A 23,993-nucleotide genomic window follows, 5' to 3' on the forward strand; every position below is an offset into this window, starting at 1 on the left:
ACAAGTTCTAGCGTTGCAAAAGAGGCTTAATTTTCTTTTCCACCGCTTCACGAGCTCGGAAAATACGCGAACGTACGGTTCCTACAGGGCAATCCATTACTTCTGCAATCTCTTCGTAGCTCAAACCTTCGAGCTCACGCAACGTCATTGCAGTTTTTAAGTCTTCTGGTAGCGCTTCAATCGCTCCAAAAACAACTTGTTTCAATTCGTTTGACAGCGTTAAGTTCTCAGGGTTCGATATTTCTTTTAACGCGCTGCCTGTTTCGTAATATTCTGCATCTTCTGCATCTACATCTGTTGCTGGCGGCCTACGGCTCTGGGCAACGATATGATTTTTAGCGGTGTTCACGGCAATTCGGTACAACCATGTATAGAAGGCACTCTCGCCACGAAAGTTAGGTATCGCGCGATAAGCTTTAATAAAAGCTTCTTGTGCTACATCAGGTACATCACCGGAATTATTCACGTATCGAGAGATAAGATTGCAAACTTTATTTTGGTACTTAACCACTAGTAAGTTAAAAGCCTGCTTATCTCCACTCTGAACTCGCTCAATCAACACTTGATCGGTTAGCTGCTCGTTCATTCGAGCGGGTACTCCTATTGTTATAACCCTTACCTTCACAGATATGGGTACTAATTATGCGAAATGTAGTATTGACACCACCGTCTACAAGAGCACTATTGTGACTAAGCCAAATACCGAAAGTTCCAACTTTCTTAAAATTATTTGCCATTATTGTTTCACAATGTGATGTAATAAAAATAGCTATCCCTATCAATTTGGGGAAACTTGAGCAAAAGCAATGGTATTGAGCAATTAAATATTTCTAGATAGCTGTCTGTACATTGATTTTGTGTAGCGTTTTAGGGTGACTTTGGAGAGATTATAACAGTCTTAGCCAAACTCCTAAAACAAGACAACGTCAATTGAGAGTGGACAACTCGACTATAGCCCGGGATTTAATAAGTTTTATGAACGCAAACCGTGAACATCAGTGTGATGTATTAGTGGTAGGAAGTGGTGCGGCAGGCTTGTCATTAGCCTTACGTGTAGCAGAACATGCAAAAGTAATTGTATTAAGCAAAGGACCACGCAGCGAAGGATCGACGTATTACGCACAAGGTGGTATCGCCGCGGTGTTCGATGAGTCGGACAGTATTGAGTCTCATGTAGAAGATACTCAAATTGCTGGGGCTGGGTTATGCGAAGAAGATACAGTTCAATTCATTGCTGAAAATGCTAAAGAGTGTGTGCAATGGCTGATTGATGGTGGTGTTCCATTTGATAAAGATGAGAACAGCACGGAAGGCCAACCAAAATATCACCTCACTCGTGAGGGTGGCCACAGTCACCGCCGAATTCTACACGCTGCCGATGCAACTGGCATGGCAATGCAAACCTCACTGCAAGATAACGTCAACAATCACCCCAACATCGAGATCTTCGAGCGCCACAACGCGCTAGATTTGATCACAGAAGATAAGGTTGGTGGTTCGAAAGACAAAGTTATCGGTGCCTACATTTGGAACCGTAACCAAGAACACGTTGAAACCGTGCGCGCTAAATTTGTTGTATTAGCTACAGGCGGCGCTTCAAAGGTTTACCAATACACCTCTAACCCAGATGTATCTTCAGGTGATGGTATTGCTATCGCTTGGCGTGCGGGTTGTCGAGTAGCAAACCTTGAGTTCAACCAGTTCCACCCAACTTGCTTGTTCCACCCAGAAGCGCGTAACTTCTTGCTAACGGAAGCACTGCGTGGTGAAGGTGCCTACCTGCGTCGTCCAGACGGTTCTCGCTTCATGAAGGACTTCGACGAGCGTGGTGAACTGGCTCCGCGAGATGTGGTTGCTCGTGCGATTGACTTCGAAATGAAGCGCCTAGGTGCCGACTGCATGTATGTTGATATCAGCCACAAGCCTGAAGAATTCATCACAACGCATTTCCCAATGATCCATACTCGTTTGATGGATTTGGGGATTGATATGACTAAAGAGCCGATCCCTATCGTACCGGCTGCGCACTATACCTGCGGTGGTGTGATGGTGAATAAGCAAGGTCAAACCGACTTAACTAACTTATATGCGATTGGTGAAGTGAGTTACACCGGCTTACACGGTGCGAACCGCATGGCGTCAAACTCACTGCTTGAATGTGTTGTGTATGCTTGGGCAGCAGCAAAAGATATCGTTGAAAACATCGACCAATCTCAACTGTGCGCTGAACTCCCTGCATGGGACGAAAGCCAAGTCACCAACAGTGATGAAGAAGTGATCATTCAGCACAACTGGCACGAGCTAAGACTGTTCATGTGGGATTACATGGGTATTGTTCGAACGGACAAACGTCTAGAACGTGCAATGCGCCGTATTCAGATGCTGCAGCAAGAAACTCATGAGTACTACAGCTACTTTAAGGTTTCGAACAACCTATTAGAACTGCGCAACTTGCTACAAGTGGCTGAGCTAATGGTTCGCTGTGCGATGCAACGTAAAGAGAGCCGCGGCTTACACTACACGTTGGATTACCCAGAACTTGCAAAAGACAGTGGCCCAACGATTCTTACGCCAGAGAGAAACCAGTCGTAATCATTATTTGAAAGCTATTAGCTAATCAACTAAACGCAATCAAACGAAAAGGAGCCTAGCGCTCCTTTTTCTTTTATCTCGCGTTCTCATTTGCCTCGTGCGATCGTTGTAAGTTCACCAGAAAGTGGCGATATTCACGCTCACGACAACTATCACGCCAAAGCATTACCGAATGCCCACATTCGAATTTTAGTTTGACGAAAAAATGTGCCCAGATCTTATCAACGGACTTAAGTGTGTAGGATTGGTCATTGAGTCGAATCTCGCCATCTTCTTTATAATCAAAGCATCCATGTGCTGTATTCAAGATTACATGATTGGTTTTAAACAAACTGAACATTAGAGCTAAACAATAGAGGGCAACAACGAGCGGGATAGAAGAAAAGACAATGAAAAACAAAAGGCACCCAGAAACAGTGCCTTTTGCAAATAATGCGGAAACTGAAGGTTTAAGCTGAAGCTTAACGAACCTTGCTGAGGTTGTGCGCGACAATTTTATCAACCATTGAAGCATGGCCTAGATTTTCACTGCGCCCATGTCCCATAACCCAAGTAAACAAATCTGGGTCATCACACTCAAGTAGAGAAACAAACTCACGCTGTTCCTGCTCTTGCAATGAATCAAAACACTCTTCAAAAAATGGCATGATGACTACATCAAGTTCTAACATGCCACGACGGCAACCCCATTTAATTCGTGCTTTCTGCTCTGCAGTGTACATTGGCTATCCTCACCTATAATTTTTCTTTCTCGGAGTGTAACAAGTCATACGCTCTGCAACTACTATGTGAGTCACAGTCCCTATCTAAGCTCACAAAAAAACCTAGGCTGACAAAGAAACAGAACCGGATTAACATAGAGCCAAATAAAATTCTTAGGAAAGATAAAATGGATTGGAAAAACACATTTCAGCCGCTCGCTCATACGCAAAATGAATCGCTTCCAGAACTGATGATCACACACGTGTCAGACTGGAGCGCAATCACCATGATAGGCGATGACAAAAAGTCGTACCTACAAGGTCAAGTAACGTGCGATGTCGTCACTCTTCCTAATGATGATTCTACATTAGGCGCGCATTGTGATGCGAAAGGAAAGGTTTGGAGTATCTTTCGTTTGTTCCACCACAATGGTGGTTACGCTCTTATGCAGCCTAAATCGGCAATTGAAGTCGAGTTAGTTGAAATCAAGAAATACGCCGTGTTCTCTAAAATTGATATCGAGCAGACGTCTGACGTTGTTATCGGAATCATGGGGACTTCAGCGAACCAATACGTTGATTCGATTGCAGAGGGCCAAGGTAAAGTGCGTACTATCTCTGGTGGTACAGCCGTTCAAGTCTCAGACAACCGTTGGGCTCTACTTGTTACTCAAGAAGCAGCAGAAGCCTTGGTATCAAGCAGCTCAGCTGAAAAAGTATCAGAAGCGCTTTGGCAGTATCATGAAATTCTTGATGCTCAGCCTAACCTATCAAAAGCAGAGCAAAACGAGCACATCCCTCAAGCTCTTAACCTACAAGCGATTGGCGGCATCAGCTTTTCAAAGGGCTGCTACACAGGTCAAGAAACGGTTGCTCGTGCCAAGTACCGTGGCATGAACAAGCGTGAGATGCGCATTGTTTCTGGAACAACTTCAGATGTACTCTCTCTAGAGAATACGATTGAACTTGAACGTAGCGTGGGTGAGAACTGGCGTGGTGCAGGCCGACTATTAAACGTCTATCAATTTGCTAATAACCACGCGATGGGTTTGATGGTGTTACCAAACAACCTTGATGACGATGTTCAGCTTCGATTGACAGCACAACCTGACCAAGTGTGGAGCATTCTGCCACTGCCTTACAGCCTTGACGAAGAGTAACCACGTGGAAACACTGATTACACAATGGTTGGATCAACAGCAGGTGGACTATCGCCTGCTGATGCAAAGCAAACCAACCACCAGCATCGAAGAGACAGCGCAAGAACGAGGCATCGATGCCTCTCAAATGGTCAAGTGCATCCTGCTCAAGGATATGGGCAACCAATATGCGTTGGCCTGTACTGCTGGTGATCGCTCTGTCGACCCCAAGAAAGTACGCTCGGTACTGAATTGCCGCCGAATGACCTGTGTATCACTCGCTGATGTTGAAACGATCACAGGCTTTAAGGCTGGGTGTGTTGGCCCTCTTGCTCTAAAGAGATACATGCCGATCATTTTTGATCCTTCAATTCAAAAAAACTCGACGGTTACTATTAGCTCGGGTGATCGAATGGCTGGTGTTGCGCTGGATCCCAATGATCTTATGGCCCTTTGCGCACCAATCGTTGCTGACATCAGTCGATGACCTTTTCGATCGAGTCATCGTTCGCAAACTTAAGTACAACTTTTCATTGAATACATTTTTAGTGTGAAGTTCGTCATAAGAAGAACATACCAATAATAAATAGTTACTCAAAATAAAAGCATAAGTAGTCATAAAGGAGAATTTACGTTATTGTTGATTTACTGACTCGCTTTTAAGCAAATCAGTACAAGTGAATCCACTGAGTAACATCAGTATCCACTTTTGTGTAATGCATCTGTGACTATTCGCCCGTTTTAGACGGGCTTTTTTTTGTCAAAAATTTACAATTTGATTACACAAACAAAAAAATCCCGCCTATTCTTATACTTGTAACATTATCACTGCTTAATACCGGACAGGAAAGTTCACAGCAGTTCACTACTCAGTATTATTTTGGGGAGGAGCTCACGTAAAAATAGATATTTACTGAAGAAAGTGCTTAGAACAGCACAAATATCTAATTCACGTCAACTCTACTGCATATTACTCCATGCTTATCACAATTATTATCTCGGAGTTTTTCTATAATATGCAGGCTAGGTAAATATAAGGATAATTAAAATGAGACTGTTTAAGCGCTATACACCGAGTATGATTGCTAAACATGTAAGTCGACTTTTCAAAGGACGAATCTACATTTACGGCGTAGGAAAATTTGAGTTTGATAACGGTAAACTCGTGCTGCCAGACCGAGCAGAAAGGCGTCACTTTCAAACGGTAAAAGAAATAAATAGTGAAATCATGAAACTGCGCTGCGCATACGCATGACCTGATTCTCTACAGAATTAAAAACAAAAAGGGTTGGCATAATGCCAACCCTTTTTTCGTGTTCAGATTGAGTCAATGGCAATCAGCTCTAGCTGCTGACCATCAACAACGGCTCACCCGTGCGCGACTATTGATTTGCGATTGTTGATTCACGATTATTGGTGCGTAACTGGACGCTTGGCTAGATCAGGAAGATTGCCTGACAAACCCAGTGCTCGCTTCATGATCTCATCTTTCGCACCCGGTAATTGGCCCGCGAGCTTCATACCGATACCACGAATCAGCTTCTTGGCTGGGTTATCGCCTTCAAACAGATCTTTAAAGCCCTGCATAGACGCAATCATTTTAGCCGCCTCTGCTTTTCTCCAGCGCTCGTAGCCACGAAGGTTACGTTTAGTACCAATGTCTTCGCCAGCAGCCCATAGCGTTAACAGCTCTTGCGCTAAGCTTGCAGCATCTAATAGCCCTAAGTTGACCCCTTGCCCCGCTAACGGGTGAATCGTATGAGCTGCATCACCAACCAAAGCGACACGCTCTACAGCAAAGTCACGTGCATAGCGCATACGTAATGGAAAGGCAAAACGCTCACCAACCACTTCACATAAACCAAGTTTTGAGTCGAACTCAGCCGTCAGTTGCTTATTAAAATTAGCATCCGACATGGATACAAGCTTCTCAGCACGATTAGGCTCCGTAGACCAAACTATCGAGCTCATGTGGCTTGGCTGCATTGGTAGGAATGCCAATGGCCCTTGTGGTGTGAATATCTGACGAGCAACGCTGTGGTGTTGCTCTGTGGTCTTGATATTCGCGACAATCGCGCTGTGTCCGTAATCCCAATGTGTTAATGGGATATCTTGTTGTTTGCGAACCCAAGAGTTTGCGCCGTCCGCTCCAACAACCAACTTAGCGGTCAGTGCTTGGCCATTATCTAGCGTTAGCCATGCTTCGCTTTCACCAATCGCCATCGTTTTGCAGATTGCAGGCATGTATAGGCTAACGTTGTCTTGCTTCTTAACCTGCTCAAGCAAAGCTAATTGGATCACACGGTTCTCAACAATATGACCGAGATTCGGCTGAGCCAAACGTGTCGAGTCAAACTCAATACGAGCAAAGCTATCTTGTTCCCACACCTCCATCGCTTGGTAAGGTGCAGCACGTCTTTGTTCAATGCCTTGCCATGCGCCTAAGTTACGAAGAATAACTTCACTAGAGCGGCTCAATGCCGACACACGCACATCAGGCAATTCGCTAAGCCCTTCACTGGGTGCCCTGCCTTCAATGACGGCAATTCTTAGGTCACTGTCTTTCAACGCAGCAGCAAGCGCTAGGCCAACCATGCCTCCACCAACAATCGCGATATCAACACTTTGCATCATTATTTTTCTACCTTATCTTTCTACTAGGCCAAGCGTATGACGCAAAAGTGGACCTTTAAGTGGTGGAAGGTTATCAATTACGGCTAACCCAAGGTTTCGCCCAATGCGAGCGGTCAAAAAATCGTTTGAGAATAAATGGACTAGGCTTGATGTCAGCGTAATCGTCGTGTCTCTATCTTGTTCTCTACGTTTTCTAAAGTTAACAAGACCATTGTAACGCCCAACATCATCGAGTTGGGTACACAACTCTTCCGCCAAGGAAGCCACATCACGAATGCCAAGATTAAAGCCTTGTCCCGCAATTGGGTGAAGCGTTTGAGCGGCATTACCAATAATCGCAAATCGATGAGAGATATTTTGCTGACGATGACGAAGAATCAGTGGGTAACTGGCACGCTTGCCTACCTTCTCGAGTCTGCCAAGTCGCCAACCAAAGTCACTCTGCAACTGCTCAAGAAATTCGTTGTCGTTTAGCGTCACCACTTTTTGCGCTTGCTCCGGTGACAAACACCAAACCAGCGACAAACGGTTGTCACTCATCGGTAAGAGAGCGACTGGCCCATGATGAGTAAAACGCTCAAATGCTCGACCTTGATGAGGTTCGCTCGCCACGATATTGGCAATCACAGCAACTTGTTCAAAGTCATGCTCACTCAATGAGATATTGAGTTGCTTGCAACAGGTTGAGATAGCGCCATCGGCAGCGACCAATAACTTAGTTGTTACTGTTTGCCCACTTGTCAGTTCAATCGTCGTTTGCAACTCTTCACGTTCGACTTTACTGACAGACTCAGGGCAAAACATCGTAATTGCAGCTTCGGATTCAAGCTTCTGCTGATAGATTCGACCCACATCCGCCAACTCCACCACATAGCCAAGCGCATCAACAGCAAGCTCTTCACTGTAGATGTCCGTCATTCCGGCATGCCCTCTATCCGATACATGGATATCTTTAATCGGGGTTGCTACCGGTGCGATAGATTGCCACAAATGCAAAGAATCAAGGATCTGCACCGTGCCATAAGACAAAGCGATCGAACGAGAATCAAAACCAGGGTGAGCTTGATGATCAACCTGATAAGGCTCTACTACCGCGATCGATAGTGAACCTTGACTGAGGTGATTCAGAGCAAGGGCTAAGGTCGCCCCTGCCATTGCGCCACCAGCAATTACAACATCATACTGAGCCATTATAACCTCAAACCGACAAGCGGATTAATGAATGGTTGGAGCTGCATCTGCAGATGGGCGAGCACCGAATTCAGCATGAATCGTTAGTGCACACGCTTTTACGTGTTCAATAACGTGCTCTAGAAGCTGCGCCTGCTCTTCCATATCATCTTCTTCATCAATACCCAGCTTTGCCATCTCTTCAAGATCAGCCAAAGCTTCTTTGGTACCGTCAGAGGCTTTATTCAATTGAGCGCCAACCAAGCCTAAGCCAGAAATGAAGTGGTTAATCCAATCAGACACACCGTCCGCAAGATCAAACAGGCTTGCGCTTGCGTCTTCGTCCGGCAACAACATAGACAGCTCCATGCCTGAACCTGTGATTTCGCTGGTCGTTACTTTTAGCGTTGCTTCCGCAAGCGTTAATGCGCGATCTGGCCAGCCCATACCTTCATTGGTGTAATCAAAGATCAGTGGTTGCCAGCTTTTATCTGCCAGGTTTAAGCCTCCGCTTAACATACCCGTTAATAAACCATGCATCTCAGCAGGGTTTACGGCTAGGCTTGCCGATTGAAGTTCAGTCGCAACCGTTAGGTAGTCAGGTAAAGTAGTTTCGCTCATCAGATAGCTCGCTCAGTTATTCTTTATATCGATAGTATAATCGTACCACTTCACCCCAATTCTGATAAGCATCGATCCTGAGCAATTGAAGGATGACTGACTACCAATTGTTCAATTTGCTGAATTACTGTGTGCTCAAGCTCTCATTTACAAACAGTCACTCTGAAAAGCTTGAATCTTAATAGCGGTTTACCTATAGTTTCTCCCTCAGAGGAGATTGCTTCCTCATCGGTACTTGCACTTTTTCTTTGTAAAAATATGATAAAGGGCAACAGCCTTAAATAGTGCGTTAAAGAGTTCATCCATCATGAGTAATCAAGCGGTAGACGTTGAAATATTAGGAAAACTGACTCGAGTGAATTGTCCCCCAGGGCAAGAAGAGTCATTGATTGCAGCGGCGGCCGATCTTGATAATCGATTGAAAGAGATGGCTGAACGTACTAAGGTAACCAATGAAGTGAAGCTGCTAACGATCGCAGCTCTGAACATTTGCTATGAATTACAAACGAAGAAGTTTGAAGCAAATGATGAACAAAACGCACTGACCGAGCGAATGGAACAGCTCACGACATCGCTTTCAGATGTCCTCAGTAAAGTTAAGCACGGACAGCAATAGCGTACACAAAATTTACCCTGGAGTGTTTGTCAGAGGATTCACGTCCCCGAGCCGATAAGCAATCCCTAAGGGTTAGTACTTGAGTGCTATTGAGCATGCTCGGTCCGCCGAGAAGCCTACGGTAATCATTGCTGATCCGCCTTGAACTCGCTGGTTCAAGGGCCATCTATTCTCAACGGCACTTTGGGGTATCCCTTCTTATGAAGACGCTCACACGCAGCGAATTTCGCAAACAGATCCGTATCAAACGCAATGCCTTATCTGGCGACCAACAAACTCAATCCGGTATAGACTTAGTTAAGCAGTGCTCTCAGCTTGATGAGATTCAGTCAGCTCAACATATCGCCCTCTATATTTCCATTGATGGCGAACTCGATACCCAGCCTTTAATTGAATGGTTATGGGCGCAAGGCAAGCAAACTTATTTACCAGTATTGCACCCCTTCTCGGCCGGACACCTGCTGTTTCTGCACTACTCGCTAAGCACACCGACGGTTTTGAATAAGTACGGAATCGTTGAACCTCAGATGAATCAATTACTCGTCAAACCATGCCAACAACTCGATCTTATTCTCACACCATTAGTGGGCTTTGACTCTCAAGGGCATCGCTTAGGCATGGGCGGCGGATATTACGATCGTACCTTGGCTCGATGGTTTGAGACTGGTGAAGGCGCAACGCCAATTGGTTTAGCTCATGATTGCCAGCATGTCGATACACTGCCGATTGAAGAGTGGGACATTCCGTTACCTAAAATCGTGACTCCGAGTAAGACTTGGCAATGGGAAAACAGCCATTAAAGCGCTATAATCGCGCCGCAAACGTTAACCTCGATATCCAAACGTTAACTTCAATACGCGAACGATTAATTCAAAGCGCAAGACCTTATTCAGGAGAATGGCATGACTCAAGATGAAATGAAAAAAGCAGCTGGCTGGGCAGCACTTCAATATGTTGAAGAAGGCAGCATTGTAGGTGTAGGTACTGGCTCTACAGTAAATCACTTCATCGACGCACTAGGCACAATGAAAGAAAAAATCAAAGGTGCGGTTTCAAGCTCTGTAGCCTCTACTGAAAAACTAGAAGCGCTAGAAATCAAAGTATTTGAGTGTAATGACGTATTCAAGTTAGACATCTATGTTGATGGCGCAGATGAGATCAACGGTTCACGCGACATGATCAAAGGCGGCGGTGCTGCTTTGACTCGTGAAAAAATCGTAGCGGCTATCTCTGATAAGTTTATTTGTATTGTTGACGGTACTAAAGCCGTTGATGTGTTGGGTAAATTCCCACTGCCTGTTGAAGTTATCCCGATGGCACGTTCATATGTTGCACGTGAACTAGTAAAGCTTGGTGGTGACCCAGTTTACCGCGAAGGTTGCACAACCGATAATGGCAACGTGATCCTAGATGTATACGGCATGGCGATCGAAAACCCGAAACAATTAGAAGATATCATCAACGGTATCGCTGGTGTGGTTACGGTTGGTCTATTTGCTCACCGTGGTGCTGATGTGGTTATCACAGGCACACCTGAAGGTGCAAAAATTGAAGAATAAATAATAGAAGATTGAGTTTTTCTGTTACTTCATTACATACGGTGCCCAAGGGCGCCGTTTTTTTTGCTTTTCGCCCGTAAAATTATGTCTTATTCCGTAATTTTCTTACCCAAAACATTTTTTTTTTGTTACTTTATTGTTCAGAAGACGCACAGGGAAAACGTTTGTCTCCTGACAAAATGGTGAATAAGTTCCTCTTTTAGCCGTTTTGTAGCACGTGCGCCGCATTTGCCCAACCTTTCCATTTTAAGGACGAGAACAATGGCCAAAGTTTCACTGGAAAAAGAAAAAATTAAAATTCTACTTCTAGAGGGTCTTCACCCTTCTTCTGTAGAAGTACTGCAAGCCGCTGGTTACACAAACATTGAGTACCATAAAGGCTCACTACCTGAAGATGAACTTCTTGAAGCAGTGAAAGATGCTCATTTCATTGGTATCCGTTCTCGCACCAACATCTCCCAAGAAGTTATTGATGCAGCTGAAAAGCTAGTTGCAGTCGGTTGTTTCTGTATTGGTACTAACCAAGTTAACCTTCAAGCGGCAGCAAAACGCGGTATCCCTGTATTCAATGCACCGTTCTCAAATACTCGAAGCGTTGCTGAGTTGGTTCTTGGTCAAGTTCTATTGCTACTACGCGGTATCCCAGAGAAGAATGCTCTTGCTCACCGTGGTATCTGGAAAAAGAGTGCTGACAACTCTTACGAAGCTCGTGGTAAGCGTTTAGGTATTATTGGCTACGGTCACATTGGCACTCAGCTAGGTATTATTGCTGAAAACCTTGGTATGCGCGTTTACTTTTACGATATCGAAAACAAGCTGTCTTTGGGTAACGCAACTCAAGTTCATACTATGACTGACTTGCTGAACAAGTGTGACGTGATCTCTTTGCACGTACCTGAAACCAATGAAACGAAGAACATGATGGGTAAAGAAGAGTTCGAGCGCATGAAGCCTGGTTCTATCTTTATCAATGCAGCACGTGGCACGGTAGTAGATATCCCAGCTCTGTGCGGCGCCCTAGATTCTGGTCACCTTTCAGGTGCAGCAATCGATGTATTCCCAACGGAACCAAAAACCAATGCTGACCCATTTGAGTCACCATTGATGCAGTTCGATAACGTGATCCTAACGCCTCACGTGGGTGGTTCAACTCAGGAAGCACAAGAGAACATCGGTGTTGAAGTAGCAGGTAAGCTTGCAAAATACTCTGATAATGGCTCAACGCTATCCAGTGTTAACTTCCCTGAAGTATCATTACCACTACATACAGGTGCTTCTCGCCTGCTGCACATTCACGAGAACCGTCCGGGTATCCTAACTCAAATTAACACCATCTTCGCAGAGGAAGGGATTAACATTGCAGGTCAGTACTTACAAACTGCAGCAGATATGGGTTATGTGGTTATCGACGTGGAAGCGAATCGTTCAGAAGAAGCTCTGCTTAAACTGAAAGAGATCGAAGGCACCATTCGTGCTCGTTTACTTCACTAATCATCGAATTAGATCATAAGTAAAAATAGAAAAGGCTCTCGTAATGAGAGCCTTTTTAGTATTTGGTCTACTGTAGGTAAATAGATCATGATGATCTAATCCCTTCCTGAGGTATGTTCACTACTCTTCTAGTTGGTAGATCACATTCACTCGATCACGAATGGTGATCGTCGAATCTTCATAAGAATTCGACTCGGTTCTCGCATCCATTGCCATTGAACGCATCAATACAGGCTGAGAAGATTGTGCGTTGTAATCTATGCGCCAGACATCACCTAACTCGCGCTCAAAACCGCTCGCTAATGATTTAGCTTTTGATGTCGCATCTTTAATGGCCTCCAAGCGCGCTTGCTCCTGATACTTAGCTTGGTCACGAACCTGAAGTTGGATATTATCGATCTGGTTAATACCCTGCCCGATGGCAATATCCATGTAGTCATTTAAGTTGGCTAGCTCATTCACTTGAACGGTCACATTACGTGACGCACGGTAACCAACCAGTTCAGGTTTACCATTTTTCGGGTAATGATATTGAGGAGATAAATACAGGTTAGAGCTGTGTACACTCGCCTCATCAACACCCGCTTGATGTAGCTTATTTAGAAAGCCAGTCACCACTTTATCAACGGTATTTTTAGCCTGCTCAGCAGTCATCGTCGATTCCACGACTCTAACTGAAAATGTCGCCATGTCTGGTGTCGCGATCACTTCACCATAGCCTGTCGTTGAAATATGCGGAAAAGATGGCGAGTCAGCCAATGATGGAAAACTCACAGCACTCAATGCTGCAGTAAGAGTAAGAGACGTTGCTAACATCTTTGGTACAAACTTCATTAGGTAGACCTATGCTGAACAAATGTTCTTTTATCATATAGCAATTTGTCACATAACCAATCCCGCGACAGGACTTCTAACACAACTTTGACGCTGCAAAAACCAACAGCTTACTGAGGTAAGTGGCTGTGGGCATAATTTAATATCGCTTGAGATATCTCTTTCAGTACCCCGCTTTCTAATTGCCAATGGTGCCAATAGATTCGGTAAGACAATAAAAAGCCGGGCGTAATATCAATCAAAGCACCAGACTCTAGCTCCTCGATAATCTGCAATCGAGGAATCAAACAGTAGGCAACGCCCGACAATGCCAAGCGTACAAATGCTTCTGAACTACCGACAGTATGATTGATCACGCTATCTCTCGGGACGTTAAAATGATCATGCAAAAATTTCTTATGCAGATCATCGTATTGGTCGTACGAAACCGCAGGGGCTTTGGTTAGTGTCGAATAGTTCACTCCATCAGAGAAGTAGCGTTGATGGAAGCTAGGGTTCGCCACACACACATAATCCATTCTTCCAAGATAGTCCGCACTGCAACCCGGAATAGGTTGAGGTTCGAGGCTGATTGCCCCAGAAACCTCACCACTTTTAATCTTCTCAATGGTTCTTGATTCACCATGAATCGCAAGGTTCAACTCAACTTGACGTGAATTCATCACATCAGATAACGCAGGAAGTAACCATGTCGCCAAGCTATCAGCATTGGTCGCAATAGACAGAGAAAGAGGTTGAGCTCCCTCTTCGTTCATCAACTCTGGGACAAGCTCATGCTCTAACAAGCGAACACGACGATACAAACCCAACAGTTTTTTTCCTGCTGGTGTTGGCCTTGGTGGGCTCTCTCTTACCAGAGCAGGCTGTGCTAACCATTTTTCCAGTTGTTTGATGCGTTGAGACACCGCAGACTGGGAGATATATAACTGCTCGGCTGCCCTTTCAAAACTGCGTTGTTTCACCACAGCATCGAGTGCTTCTATCCATTTATAATCCAATCCACGCATCAACTTGCTTCCTTTTTGGCCTAACTACCGCCCACATTAGCAACTCTAATAATAGATTAAAATCATTAATTATACTTATTTAAAGTGTCAGAGTATCTTCGCCATATAGCACGTAAATATCTTTAATTAAGTGGAGGTTGAAATGAATTTTTGGGTTTTATTACAAGGTTTTGGTCTAGGGGCGAGTATGATCATCCCTATTGGCGCTCAGAACGCGTACGTCTTAAATCAAGGGATTAAACGCAATCACCACCTAACCACAGCGACGATTTGTAGCCTACTCGATACCTTGTTCATTTCATTGGGTATCTTTGGTGGCGGAGCGATCCTGTCGCAAAATGAATTACTGCTCACCTCAGTGACACTGGGTGGTATCGCATTCCTAACCGTTTATGGTTTATTATCACTGCGCAGTGCGTTCAGAACACGTATTAGTGATGAATCAAAGGGTGAGATACTGGCTCGCGGTAAGCGCACCGTTGTTTTAGGTGCATTGGCAGTAACCGTATTAAACCCGCATCTTTATTTAGATACTGTAGTGATTCTTGGATCCATAGGCGGGCAGTTTGAAGGCAACGATAGAATAGCTTTTGCTATGGGGACTATCTTAGCTTCATTCGTGTGGTTTTACTCTTTGTCATTAGGCGCTGCAAAGCTAGGCCCAACGCTATCGAAACCCAAAGTTAAGAAAGGCATCGATATCGCGGTAGCAACCATGATGTTCACTATTGCACTTGTACTCGCCAATGGACTCATTGAGCAGTACGGCTAAATCCGTTCATATTGAGTCATCCACAGACTTAACTCATCAAAAAAAGGCGGATAACCTAAGTTATCCGCCTTTCCTTATAAAAGCTTATAGCTAGAAAAACTAACTAGAAATTAAGCTTCTACTTTATTCATGTGCACATCCACTTGCGGGAATGGGATTTCGATACCTTCGTTATCCAAGCCTTCTTTGATTGCTTGCATCAGGTCGAAGTAAACATTCCAGTAGTCAGCAGTGCTGACCCAAGGACGAACAACAAAGTTAACTGAAGAATCCGCTAGTGTGTGAACACCAACTTGAACGCCAGGCTCTTTCAGTACACGCTCATCAGATTCACAGATCTTAGTCAGTAGCGCTTTTGTCTTTTGAAGATCGGCGTTGTAAGAAACACCAATCATTAGATCAATACGGCGCGTATCATGACGAGAGTAGTTAGTAATTGGGCTACCAATAACGCTGCCGTTAGGTACTACAACCATTTTGTTGTCTGGTGTTGTTAGAACGGTTTGGAAGATCTGAATTGAATCTACTGAACCCGCTACACCACCAATTTCCACGTAGTCACCAGACTTGAATGGACGGAATGCAACGATAAGTACACCCGCAGCAAAGTTAGATAGTGAGCCTTGTAGTGCAAGACCAACAGCCAAACCAGCCGCACCAATAACAGCAACCACAGATGCAGTTTGAACGCCTAGACGACCAAGTGCAGCAATTAAAACGATAACAAACAACAAGTAACGAACTAAACCATGGACGAACTCCACAACTGCTCGGTCCATTTTCTTCTTCTGAAGAACCTTAGACACGCTATTCGCTACTGCTTTAACAATAAGGTTACCAATAAATAGAATTATCAGTGCTGAGATAATGTTTACACCGTATTGAATAAACAGATCTGAGTTATTTGTTAACCACTGTTCTGCGTGAGACAGACCATCCACAAGTGGAGTCTCAATCGCTGTCGAACTATCAGCCATAATGTGCATCCTCTATATAATATGCTATGAGCTAAACTGCCTTAAGCCAAACTTACCCAACAACAAAATAAACCGTATAACTCATATTAAGTCGTTGTGTTAAAAGTAAATTAAAGCCAAGTCCTTTTTTATAAACTGAACCAAGTTCAATTTTTCGGCACGATATCCTATCTTTGACAGATTGCAAAGTCATATTTATGTAAGCTTTTGAATTAATAAAACTTACCAATAAACACAAATACCGATAACTAAAAGACTACGAAATTTATTCACCGCACGCTAGGTTTTTCACATATTTAGTACAAGTTTTTATCAGACATAAAAAAACCCGCTCAATGAGCGGGCTTTTAAAACTTAAAGAGTACTTAATTCAAAGAATTACAGTACGTCTACAGCGTTAAGGTCAGCGAATGCTTTCTCAAGACGAGTAACCATTGAAGACTGACCAGCACGTAGCCATACGCGTGGATCGTAGAACTTCTTGTTTGGAGCAGCTTCGCCAGTTGGGTTACCGATTTGACCTTGTAGGAAATCACGGTTCTCAGCTTCGTAAGTACGAACGCCATCCCATGAAGCCCACTGAGTATCAGTATCGATGTTCATTTTGATAACGCCGTAACCGATAGACTCTTGGATTTCTGCTTCAGAAGAACCAGAACCACCGTGGAATACGAAGTTAAGAGCGTCAGCTGCAATGCCAAACTTCTCAGCACAGTATGCTTGAGAGTCACGCAGGATAGTTGGAGTAAGTACAACGTTACCAGCTTGGTAAACACCGTGTACGTTACCGAAAGAAGCTGCGATAGTGAAACGTGGGCTAACTGCGTTTAGTTTCTCGTATGCGTATGCAACATCTTCAGGAGAAGTGTAAAGCTCAGATGCGTCCATATCAGAGTTATCAACGCCGTCTTCTTCACCACCAGTACAACCAAGTTCGATCTCGATTGTCATGTTTAGTTTAGCCATGCGAGCTAAGTAAGCTGCACATGTTTCAATGTTCTCTTCTAGAGACTCTTCAGAAAGGTCTAGCATGTGAGAAGAGAATAGTGGCTTACCAGTTTGTGCGAAGAACTCTTCACCAGCGTCTAGTAGACCGTCGATCCATGGAAGAAGTTTCTTAGCAGCGTGGTCAGTATGAAGAATAACTGGAACACCGTAAGATTCTGCTACTGCGTGAACGTATTTTGCACCAGCTACAGCGCCAAGAATTTGTGCGCCTTGACCTTCAAGTTTAACGCCTTTACCAGCGAAGAAACCAGCACCGCCGTTAGAGAACTGAACAACAACTGGAGCTTTTGCTTTAGCAGCAGCTTCAAGAACAGCGTTGATAGTATCAGTGTTGATTACGTTTACTGCAGGAAGAGCAAATTTGTTTGCTTTTGCTACTTCAAATACTTTCTGTACGTCATCGCCAGAAATCACACCAGGTTTTACAAAATCGAAGATCTTAGACATGGAAATAGTCCTATTTATTCTATCGTTTTAAGATTAAAAAACTTAAGTTTAAAAATTTGCAATCGTTTGCTCACAACTTATGCCATTCTAGCAAAAAAGTGTGATATGCAGCAAACGTTAAAAGGCGAGATTCACATCTCGCCTTTCTAAATCAATTATGCTTTAGCACGCTCTTCAAGCATTGCTACTGCAGGAAGTACTTTACCTTCAACAAACTCAAGGAAAGCGCCGCCGCCAGTAGAGATGTAAGAAACATCTGCTTTGATACCGAACTTGTCGATAGCTGCTAGCGTGTCACCACCGCCTGCTACTGAGAAACCTTCAGAGTCAGCGATTGCCTTAGAAATGCCAGCAGTACCCGCTTCGAAATTTTTGAATTCGAATACGCCTACAGGGCCGTTCCAAAGAATTGTTTTTGCGTTGCCGATGATTTCAGCTAGAGCTGCAGTTGAATCTGGGCCAAGGTCGAAGATCATGTCGTCGTCTTGAACTTCAGAAACGTGCTTGATTTCAGCTTCTGCGTTTTCGTCGAATGCTTTAGCACATGCAACGTCAGTCGCTACTGGGATAGCACACTCTTTCATTAGCTTCTTAGCAGTTTCAACTAGGTCAGCTTCGTATAGAGACTTACCTACGTTGTGGCCTTCAGCAGCGATGAACGTGTTCGCGATACCACCACCAACAACAAGTTGGTCAGCGATTTTAGAAAGAGATTCTAGAACAGTTAGTTTAGTAGAAACTTTAGAACCACCAACGATAGCCACTAGTGGGCGAGCTGGGTTGTCCATTGCTTTACCAAGAGCTTCAAGCTCAGCAGCTAGAAGAGGACCAGCACATGCTACAGGAGCGTAAGTACCAACGCCGTGTGTAGAAGCTTGAGCACGGTGAGCTGTACCGAATGCGTCCATCACGAAGATGTCACATAGTGCAGCGTATTGCTTAGAAAGTGCTTCTTCGTTCTTCTTCTCGCCTTTGTTAAAGCGAACGTTTTCAAGAACAGTTAGTTCACCAGCGTTTAGCTCAAGACCATTTACGTAATCTTTCGCTAGTTTAACGTCGCAGTCTAGTGCGTCGTTTAGGTAGTTAACTACAGGAGCTAGAGAGAACTCTTCGTTGTATTCGCCTTCAGTAGGACGACCAAGGTGAGAAGTAACCATAACTTTTGCGCCAGCTTCTAGGCAAAGTTTGATAGTTGGTAGAGATGCAAGGATACGTGCATCTGAAGTTACTTTACCGTCTTTTACTGGTACGTTTAGGTCAGCACGGATGAATACGCGTTTACCTGCAAGTTCCAGGTCAGTCATCTTGATCACAGACATGATTTGTCCTCTCAAATTTAAATAAAAATAAAGTTTTGGAAACTCAGCAACCCTGCTAAGCCTATAAATTATTCAACTGGTAATTCTTTAACTACTCATAATATGTGGACACTTAGCATTTATTTCAAGCTAAAAAATAAATAATCCACACATTTGCTTCTAGGTCTTACTTCTTGCCTTCAGAAGCTTGCATTGCAAGAACCGTATCCAGCATCCGGTTCGCAAAGCCCCATTCATTGTCACACCACACAAGCATTTTTACTAAGTGGCCGTTGCTCACTCGAGTTTGTGAACCATCAACAATTGCGCTATGGGGATCGTGATTAAAGTCGATGGAAACGAGCGGCGCTTCAGTATAGTCAACTATATTGTGTAATGTACACTGGGATGCATTAACAATGGTTTGATTTACGTCATTAACTTTCACATTTGCATTAATTGTGACACTTAAATCCATCGCAGTGACGTTTACCGTCGGCACACGCACAGATATAGCTTCAAATTTGTTAGAAAATTTCGGGAAGATTCTTTCAATACCTTTATGCAATTTGGTATCGACAGGAATGATGGATTGGCTTGCTGCTCGAGTTCGACGTAGGTCGCTGTGGTACGCATCGATCACTTGCTGGTCATTCATAGAAGAGTGAATGGTCGTAATCGTGCCGGACTCAATACCAAAGGCATCATCAAGCACCTTGATGATAGGGACAATACAATTGGTGGTACATGAACCATTGGAAACGATTCGATGATCGGCTTCGATAGTCTCGTGATTCACACCATAGATAATGGTGTTATCAAGGTCATTAGCACCAGGATGCGAGAACAGCACCTTTTTCGCTCCAGCAGCGATGTGTGCTAAGCCGTCATCTCGGCAACCGTAAACACCGGTACAATCGAGAACAATATCGACTTCAAGGTCACGCCAAGGCAGCAGTTCAATATCAGCCAAGTGTAAGATACGAATGGTATCAAACTCTCCTTTATCTTCAGCACCAATGCCATGATGAACATAGATGTGCTCTTGATCGTTTGAGATTTTCTTGCCGAAGCGGCCGTGACTGGTGTCGTACTGCAATAGGTGAGCCATAGCGTCAGGCTGAGCAAGCTCATTGACCGCTACTACTTTGATTTGTTGGCTTTTGCCACTTTCATAGACAGCGCGCAATATATTGCGCCCTATTCGTCCAAATCCATTTATCGCGACTTTTAGCATAGTTCCTTACATCTAACCAAAATTTCGTGCAACAGATGATAACTGAATCCTACCTAAAAGGCATTACTTGAATAACTCAGCTTACTTATGACAGATTGATCTGTTGCTTGTAAGCCTTAGTCTAAGTGATAACAAACCCCAGATACAAAAAAACCGAACTCAGCGCTCGGTTTTTTCCTTCATTTAACTGTTAGCACAAGGCCATCAGTCAATGATTAAGCAAGAAGCTCTTTCGCTGTGTTTACTACATTTTCAGTAGTGAAACCGAACATCTTGAATAGCTCACCCGCTGGTGCAGATTCGCCGAACGTTGTCATACCGATGATCTTGCCACCGAAACCAACGTACTTGTACCAGAAGTCAGCGATGCCAGCTTCTACAGCGATACGTGCTGTTACGTCAGATGGAAGTACAGATTCACGGTATTCAGCGTCTTGCTTATCAAACGCGTCAGTTGCAGGCATAGAGACTACGCGTACTGCTTTACCTTCAGCTGTTAGTTGTGCTGCTGCTTCAACAGCAAGCTCAACTTCAGAACCTGTAGCAATGATGATTAGCTCTGGCTTGCCAGCACAATCTTTCAGGATGTAACCACCCTTTGCGATGTTTGCTACTTGCTCAGCGTCACGATCTTGTTGTGCAAGGTTTTGACGAGAGAAGATAAGTGCAGAAGGACCATCTTTACGCTCGATTGCCAGTTTCCAAGCAACAGCAGACTCAACTTGGTCACATGGGCGCCATGTGCTCATGTTTGGAGTCAGACGTAGAGAAGCGATCTGTTCAACCGGTTGGTGAGTAGGACCATCTTCGCCTAGGCCGATAGAATCGTGCGTGTAAACTTGGATGTTCTGAATTTTCATCAGAGCAGCCATACGCATTGCGTTACGCGCGTATTCCATGAACATTAGGAACGTTGCGCCGTATGGTACGAAACCACCGTGCAGAGCGATACCGTTCATGATAGCCGTCATACCGAATTCACGTACACCGTAGTGGATGTAGTTACCAGAGAAGTCATTTGCTTCAAGCGACTTAGAGCCAGACCACATAGTCAGATTAGAAGGCGCAAGGTCAGCAGAGCCGCCCATGAATTCAGGTAGCATAGCACCGAACGCTTCTAGAGCATTTTGAGATGCTTTACGTGATGCGATGTTTGCTGGGTTAGCTTGAAGATCAGCAATGATTGCGTTTGCTTTTTCTTCCCACTCAGCTGGTAGTTCGCCGTTAGTACGACGTTTAAATTCTGCTGCTAGCTCTGGGTGAGCGGCTGCGTATGCGTCAAACTTAGCATTCCAAGCAGCTTCTTTCGCTGCGCCCGCTTCTTTCGCATTCCACTCAGCTGCGATATCAACCGGGATTTCGAAAGGACCGTGTTCCCAACCAAGTGCTGCTTTAGTTGCTGTGATTTCATCAGCGCCTAGTGGAGCACCGTGACAGTCGTGCGTACCCGCTTTGTTTGGAGAACCAAAACCGATAATAGTTTTAGTACAGATAAGCGTTGGACGAGGATCCGCTTTAGCTGCTTCGATAGCCGCGTTGATAGCATCAGAGTCGTGACCATCAACGGCCGAGATTACGTGCCAGCCGTAAGCTTCAAAACGCTTAGGTGTATCGTCAGAGAACCAACCTTCAACTTCGCCATCGATAGAGATGCCGTTGTCATCCCAGAAAGCAACCAGCTTACCAAGACCTAGCGTACCTGCTAGAGAACATGCTTCGTGAGAGATACCTTCCATCAGACAACCATCACCCATGAATGCATAAGTGAAGTGATCGACGATGTCGTGGCCTTCTTTGTTGAACTGTGCAGCCAATGCTTTCTCAGCCATCGCCATACCAACAGCGTTAGTGATGCCTTGACCTAGAGGACCAGTCGTTGTTTCGATACCAGGAGCGTAACCGTACTCTGGGTGACCAGGAGTCTTAGAGTGCAGTTGACGGAAGTTCTTAAGGTCTTCAATTGAAAGCTCGTAACCTGCAAGATGAAGCAGAGAGTAAATCAACATTGAACCATGCCCGTTAGACAGAATAAAACGGTCGCGGTCAGCCCACTCTGGGTTTGCTGGGTTGTGGTTCAAGTGACCACGCCAAAGAACTTCAGCGATGTCAGCCATACCCATAGGTGCGCCAGGGTGGCCTGAATTTGCTTGTTGAACGCCATCCATGCTAAGTGCGCGAATTGCATTGGCTAGATCTTTACGAGAAGGCATGTCTGCTCCTGAGTACATAAGCGATTTAAAAAATAGATTGATGCTAAAGTTTTCATTTTTATTAGCGCGGGTATTCTCTCAAACGACTTTAGCGACTGCAAACGTTTTACTGGCATTTTAACGGTCACTTTTCGCAATTTTCGAACATTTACATCACTTAGCAATGTGTTATCTCGACCGATACGCAAACGATTAGTTATGACATATCATAAAAAAGAGCTTGTAATTCGACCGCTGGAATTTAGAATAGCCGTCTAGATGTAGAAACACCTACAAAATATACTGTATTTAATGGCGGCGCTTCCTAGCTTGCGACGCCTAAAATTATTTGCATTTAACTATTTGCAACTAAAAACTAAACTAAAAGTGGAGCTCTCATGGCTAAGCACCTATTCACTTCTGAATCTGTTTCAGAAGGCCATCCAGATAAAATTGCAGACCAAATCTCTGATGCTGTTCTTGATGCCATCTTGGAACAAGATCCAAAAGCACGTGTTGCTTGTGAGACTTACGTTAAAACCGGCATGGTTATGGTTGGCGGTGAAGTAACAACGTCTGCATGGGTTGATATCGAAGAAATCACTCGTGAAACAGTTCGTGAAATTGGTTACGTTCATTCTGATATGGGCTTTGACGCAGACTCTTGTGCTGTACTAAACACAATTGGTAAGCAGTCTCCAGACATCAACCAAGGTGTTGATAAAGCCGATCCTAAAGATCAAGGCGCAGGCGACCAAGGTATCATGTTTGGTTACGCGACTAACGAAACACCAATCCTAATGCCAGCTCCAATTACTTACTCTCACCTTCTTGTTAAGAAGCAAGCTGAAGTACGTAAGAGCGGCAAGCTTGACTTCCTTCGTCCAGATGCGAAATCTCAAGTTACGTTCCAATACGACCAAGGTAAGATTGTTGGTATCGACGCAGTTGTTCTTTCAACTCAACACTGTGATTCAGTAACAACACCTGACCTACGTGAAGCGGTAATGGAAGAGATCATCAAGCCAGTACTTCCTGCTGAGTGGATCAATAAAGACACTAACTTTTTCATCAACCCAACCGGCCGTTTCGTAATCGGTGGCCCAATGGGTGACTGTGGTCTAACAGGTCGTAAGATCATCGTTGATACCTACGGCGGCGCAGCTCGTCACGGTGGCGGTGCATTCTCTGGTAAAGATCCATCAAAAGTTGACCGTTCTGCAGCTTACGCAGCGCGTTACGTTGCGAAAAACATCGTTGCTGCTGGCATGGCTGACCGTTGTGAGATTCAACTGTCTTACGCTATCGGTGTTGCGGATCCAACATCTATCATGGTTGAAACGTTTGGTACTGAGAAAGTAGCTCACGAAATCATCATTGAAGCAGTTCGTCAAAACTTCGACCTACGTCCATACGGTCTTCAAGAGATGCTGAACCTTCTTCAGCCTATCTACAAAAAGACGGCTGCATACGGTCACTTCGGTCGCGAAGAGTTCCCTTGGGAAGCGACGGACAAAGCAGCAATCCTTGCGGACTTCGCTGGCCTAAAATAATTTAGCCACTGCGATTTGTTTCTTTAAAGCCCTTACTTCTTAGTAAGGGCTTTATTTTTATGTACTTACCAAACCTTCCCCCGCTAGAACACCCTGTCCAAGTCTTCTTTACCGTTAACCACTTAGTATAAAAATCCGCTGATAATTT

General features: G+C 44.4%; 23 protein-coding genes and 1 other RNA gene. 11 read left to right on the forward strand and 13 right to left on the reverse strand.

What is annotated here, in order from left to right:
- Nucleotides 1-7: 7 nt before the first annotated feature.
- On the reverse strand, nt 8-586 hold the full coding sequence (gene rpoE, locus AC3CIA_RS13445; protein WP_004735377.1) for an RNA polymerase sigma factor RpoE: 579 nt from the start codon (nt 584-586) through the stop codon (nt 8-10).
- Between the two features lie 389 nt (nt 587-975).
- Here rpoE and nadB point away from each other — a divergent pair, with 389 nt between their 5' ends.
- Nucleotides 976-2,592 (forward strand): L-aspartate oxidase, encoded by a 1,617-nt coding sequence (gene nadB / locus AC3CIA_RS13450; RefSeq protein ID WP_017084322.1) that lies wholly within the window; start codon nt 976-978, stop codon nt 2,590-2,592.
- A gap of 73 nt (nt 2,593-2,665) precedes the next feature.
- Here nadB and AC3CIA_RS13455 read toward each other — a convergent pair whose 3' ends face one another.
- Nucleotides 2,666-3,106, reverse strand: a complete 441-nt coding sequence (locus AC3CIA_RS13455; RefSeq protein ID WP_488518233.1) for a protein YgfX — start codon at nt 3,104-3,106, stop codon at nt 2,666-2,668.
- Entirely contained in the window at nt 3,054-3,314 is a 261-nt protein-coding gene (locus tag AC3CIA_RS13460; RefSeq protein ID WP_004735374.1) for an FAD assembly factor SdhE, read from the reverse strand. Before AC3CIA_RS13460 ends, AC3CIA_RS13455 begins: the two co-directional genes overlap by 53 nt.
- 167 nt (nt 3,315-3,481) lie before the next feature.
- On the opposite strand from AC3CIA_RS13460, the gene ygfZ reads away from it, so the two are divergent.
- From ygfZ to AC3CIA_RS13475, 3 genes are all read left to right on the forward strand, one after another.
- Entirely contained in the window at nt 3,482-4,453 is a 972-nt protein-coding gene (ygfZ, locus tag AC3CIA_RS13465) for a tRNA-modifying protein YgfZ (RefSeq protein WP_488518234.1), read from the forward strand.
- 4 nt (nt 4,454-4,457) lie between these two features.
- On the forward strand, nt 4,458-4,919 hold the full coding sequence (locus AC3CIA_RS13470; protein ID WP_102463486.1) for an aminoacyl-tRNA deacylase: 462 nt from the start codon (nt 4,458-4,460) through the stop codon (nt 4,917-4,919).
- Nucleotides 4,920-5,480: 561 nt separating this feature from the next.
- A complete protein-coding gene (locus AC3CIA_RS13475) occupies nt 5,481-5,687 on the forward strand; it encodes a DUF1107 domain-containing protein (protein ID WP_004735370.1) in 207 nt (68 codons plus the stop codon).
- 155 nt (nt 5,688-5,842) lie between these two features.
- On the opposite strand, the gene AC3CIA_RS13480 is transcribed toward AC3CIA_RS13475, so the two are convergent.
- The 3 genes from AC3CIA_RS13480 to AC3CIA_RS13490 are packed head-to-tail and all read right to left on the reverse strand — an operon-like array spanning nt 5,843 to nt 8,857.
- Complete coding sequence (locus tag AC3CIA_RS13480; RefSeq protein ID WP_488518235.1) at nt 5,843-7,066, reverse strand: FAD-dependent 2-octaprenylphenol hydroxylase; 1,224 nt, start codon at nt 7,064-7,066, stop codon at nt 5,843-5,845.
- Nucleotides 7,067-7,078: 12 nt separating this feature from the next.
- A complete protein-coding gene (gene ubiH, locus AC3CIA_RS13485) occupies nt 7,079-8,257 on the reverse strand; it encodes a 2-octaprenyl-6-methoxyphenyl hydroxylase (protein WP_171317368.1) in 1,179 nt (392 codons plus the stop codon).
- A gap of 24 nt (nt 8,258-8,281) precedes the next feature.
- Nucleotides 8,282-8,857 (reverse strand): YecA/YgfB family protein, encoded by a 576-nt coding sequence (locus AC3CIA_RS13490; protein ID WP_171313212.1) that lies wholly within the window; start codon nt 8,855-8,857, stop codon nt 8,282-8,284.
- Between the two features lie 307 nt (nt 8,858-9,164).
- On the opposite strand from AC3CIA_RS13490, the gene zapA reads away from it, so the two are divergent.
- The 5 genes from zapA to serA all read left to right on the forward strand — a co-directional run bounded on the left by zapA (nt 9,165) and on the right by serA (nt 12,523).
- Nucleotides 9,165-9,473: a cell division protein ZapA gene (gene zapA, locus AC3CIA_RS13495; protein ID WP_004735366.1), complete on the forward strand. Its 309-nt coding sequence runs from the start codon at nt 9,165-9,167 to the stop codon at nt 9,471-9,473.
- 11 nt (nt 9,474-9,484) lie between these two features.
- Nucleotides 9,485-9,667: non-coding RNA, 6S RNA (gene ssrS / locus AC3CIA_RS13500), on the forward strand.
- 6 nt (nt 9,668-9,673) lie between these two features.
- Nucleotides 9,674-10,273, forward strand: coding sequence for a 5-formyltetrahydrofolate cyclo-ligase (locus AC3CIA_RS13505; protein ID WP_108111742.1), 600 nt, complete (start codon nt 9,674-9,676; stop codon nt 10,271-10,273).
- Nucleotides 10,274-10,375: 102 nt separating this feature from the next.
- Nucleotides 10,376-11,032 (forward strand): ribose-5-phosphate isomerase RpiA, encoded by a 657-nt coding sequence (rpiA, locus tag AC3CIA_RS13510; protein ID WP_054547459.1) that lies wholly within the window; start codon nt 10,376-10,378, stop codon nt 11,030-11,032.
- A gap of 261 nt (nt 11,033-11,293) precedes the next feature.
- Nucleotides 11,294-12,523, forward strand: coding sequence for a phosphoglycerate dehydrogenase (gene serA / locus AC3CIA_RS13515; protein WP_017077788.1), 1,230 nt, complete (start codon nt 11,294-11,296; stop codon nt 12,521-12,523).
- A gap of 120 nt (nt 12,524-12,643) precedes the next feature.
- Here serA and AC3CIA_RS13520 read toward each other — a convergent pair whose 3' ends face one another.
- Complete coding sequence (locus AC3CIA_RS13520; protein ID WP_054547458.1) at nt 12,644-13,357, reverse strand: oxidative stress defense protein; 714 nt, start codon at nt 13,355-13,357, stop codon at nt 12,644-12,646.
- Nucleotides 13,358-13,467: 110 nt separating this feature from the next.
- Nucleotides 13,468-14,364, reverse strand: a complete 897-nt coding sequence (locus tag AC3CIA_RS13525; protein ID WP_146454354.1) for a LysR family transcriptional regulator ArgP — start codon at nt 14,362-14,364, stop codon at nt 13,468-13,470.
- Nucleotides 14,365-14,506: 142 nt separating this feature from the next.
- Between AC3CIA_RS13525 and AC3CIA_RS13530 the strand changes: the two genes are divergently transcribed.
- A complete protein-coding gene (locus tag AC3CIA_RS13530) occupies nt 14,507-15,136 on the forward strand; it encodes a LysE/ArgO family amino acid transporter (RefSeq protein WP_146454356.1) in 630 nt (209 codons plus the stop codon).
- A gap of 110 nt (nt 15,137-15,246) precedes the next feature.
- On the opposite strand, the gene mscS is transcribed toward AC3CIA_RS13530, so the two are convergent.
- The 5 genes from mscS to tkt all read right to left on the reverse strand — a co-directional run bounded on the left by mscS (nt 15,247) and on the right by tkt (nt 22,313).
- A complete protein-coding gene (gene mscS / locus AC3CIA_RS13535; RefSeq protein ID WP_065205680.1) occupies nt 15,247-16,113 on the reverse strand; it encodes a small-conductance mechanosensitive channel MscS in 867 nt (288 codons plus the stop codon).
- A 378-nt stretch (nt 16,114-16,491) separates the two neighbouring features.
- A complete protein-coding gene (gene fbaA, locus AC3CIA_RS13540) occupies nt 16,492-17,568 on the reverse strand; it encodes a class II fructose-bisphosphate aldolase (protein ID WP_004735492.1) in 1,077 nt (358 codons plus the stop codon).
- A 155-nt stretch (nt 17,569-17,723) separates the two neighbouring features.
- Complete coding sequence (locus AC3CIA_RS13545; RefSeq protein ID WP_004735491.1) at nt 17,724-18,887, reverse strand: phosphoglycerate kinase; 1,164 nt, start codon at nt 18,885-18,887, stop codon at nt 17,724-17,726.
- A 166-nt stretch (nt 18,888-19,053) separates the two neighbouring features.
- On the reverse strand, nt 19,054-20,103 hold the full coding sequence (epd, locus tag AC3CIA_RS13550) for an erythrose-4-phosphate dehydrogenase (protein WP_146454360.1): 1,050 nt from the start codon (nt 20,101-20,103) through the stop codon (nt 19,054-19,056).
- 215 nt (nt 20,104-20,318) lie between these two features.
- A complete protein-coding gene (gene tkt, locus AC3CIA_RS13555) occupies nt 20,319-22,313 on the reverse strand; it encodes a transketolase (RefSeq protein ID WP_371706787.1) in 1,995 nt (664 codons plus the stop codon).
- Nucleotides 22,314-22,690: 377 nt separating this feature from the next.
- Here tkt and metK point away from each other — a divergent pair, with 377 nt between their 5' ends.
- A complete protein-coding gene (metK, locus tag AC3CIA_RS13560) occupies nt 22,691-23,845 on the forward strand; it encodes a methionine adenosyltransferase (protein ID WP_004735487.1) in 1,155 nt (384 codons plus the stop codon).
- The last annotated feature ends 148 nt before the right edge of the window (nt 23,846-23,993 follow it).

Source organism: Vibrio sp. QJM3NY_27, from assembly GCF_057785955.1.